This window comes from Polaromonas sp. P1_E1_2, assembly GCF_056406035.1.
On the sequence record NZ_JBFUAZ010000788.1, the window covers coordinates 1 to 1,598 of the forward strand.

At 60.5% G+C, this 1,598-nt stretch carries 3 protein-coding genes; all 3 read right to left on the minus strand.

The genetic code is table 11. The features are described 5' to 3' along the window. Nucleotides 1–622: isochorismatase family protein (locus AC1D1P_RS22885; protein WP_477669310.1), on the minus strand; the 622-nt coding region annotated here is incomplete at its 3' end. 42 nt (nucleotides 623–664) lie between these two features. Further along, nucleotides 665–1,288, minus strand: a complete 624-nt coding sequence (locus tag AC1D1P_RS22890; protein ID WP_477674572.1) for a TetR/AcrR family transcriptional regulator — start codon at nucleotides 1,286–1,288, stop codon at nucleotides 665–667. 26 nt (nucleotides 1,289–1,314) lie between these two features. Further along, a partial coding sequence (locus AC1D1P_RS22895) for a hypothetical protein (RefSeq protein WP_477674573.1) occupies nucleotides 1,315–1,598 on the minus strand: 284 nt, incomplete at its 5' end.

Genomic DNA, 1,598 nt, shown 5'->3' on the forward strand with positions numbered 1-1,598 from the left:
ACTTCACCAACCCCAGCACATCCCTGAACACCTCATGCTCAGCCGTGCGCAGCCACTCAAACGCCACCATCTCGGTCGTCACCAGTTCGGCGCCGTTGCCGGCCAGGCGGTCAAAGGCGGCATCGCGGTTGCGCTCGGTGCGTGAACTGCAGGCGTCGGTTACCACCCAGACTTCGAACTCTTCTTCCAGCAAATCAAGCGCGGTCTGCATCAGGCAGACGTGGGCTTCGCAGCCGGCGATGACGATGGTGCTTCTGCCCTCTTCCGGCTCGGGCGCCGGCTTTTGCAGGTGTTTGGGCAGGCTGCGGGCGTTGCCGCCTGTCGGCGCCTTGCGCACGGGTGGGCGCAGCAGGTCGCCCAGGCCGTCGGCCACGGCGCTGAAAAACATCTTGTCCATAGTCTTGCCACTGGCGGCTTCAATGGCGGCCTGCAATTCGGGCACGGTGGCGCCCAGGCTTTCGGGGTTTTCTTCTGTGCCCCACACCGGCACGTCCAGCAGTTTGGCCATGCGGGCCAGCTTTACGGCATTGGCCATGACGAGGTTGCCTTCAAAAATGGCGGGCATCAAAAGGGTCTGGTAGTCGACCAGCACAAGTTGGGAGTCGTCGGCGTCAAGCAGCATCGGGGGTCCTGGGGAAATTCTGGAGGCGTTCTGGAAAGAAGATCAGGCCGGGCTGCGCTGCAGGCGCTCCACCAGGCCGATCACATAAGCATCGAACAGCAGCGTGGCGTCCTGCCCGAACATGCGGATTCGACCGGTATGTTGGAGAAGCAGCAAGCCCATGCCATGCGCGAACAAGGCCGTATTTTCGCGCAATGCATCGTCGGCGCCTAAACCCATGGCCCGCAAGGCGGTTTCACAAGGCCGCAAAGCATCGTGAAGGCGGTCATTGAGCTGCTGGTTCAGCTCGGTGCCCAAGCCGCGCGGGCGCATGCCCTGCATGAGGTAAAAACCCAGGTCCAGGTCGCGCGGGTTGGCCGCAAAAAAACCAAACCAGGCACTGGCCTTGGCTTCCAGCACCTCAGCCGGGCCGCCCCGCGCCTCAGCCGCAGACGCCACCACGCCATTGAGGCGCTCCAGGCACTCGGCCAGCAAGGCGCCGTAAATGGCTTCCTTGTTTTCAAAATAGGAATAGATGGCCCCGGCGGTATAGCCTGCTTCCTTGGCGATCTCGCGGATGCTGGCGCCGTCGATGCCCAGGCGTTCGAAGACGGATCGGGCGGCGTCCAGCATCAGGGTTCGGCGTAAATCGTTTTGGACCTGCTGGCGGTCTATTCGGGTTTGCATCGCCAGAATATAGGCGTGAAAGACGTCTATCCAGGGTGCGATTTCCGGTGAAAATTAACGCTTGTTCTAAAAATTAAACGTTGTTTAAATTCACTGGATGACGCCAGAAGAGCTGCCACCATCGCAGCTTCATTCGTCACATGGCCCGTCTGGCCTCGCCTGTCGCCAAGCCGGCCAGCCTGATCAGCTACTCTTTTGATAGCTGCTTGCGCCCGCCCACAAAGGGCCRGAGGCGCATTTAATTCAAATCCAGCCCCAACAAGGTGTTRTTCAGGCTCGATTCCCGCGGCCTTGATGATCTTTCCCCATT

Coding starts and splice junctions, on each gene's coding strand:
- AC1D1P_RS22890 (WP_477674572.1), bottom strand. CDS start 1,288: ATGCAAACCCGAATAGACCGCCAGCAGGTCCAAAACGATTTACGCCGA.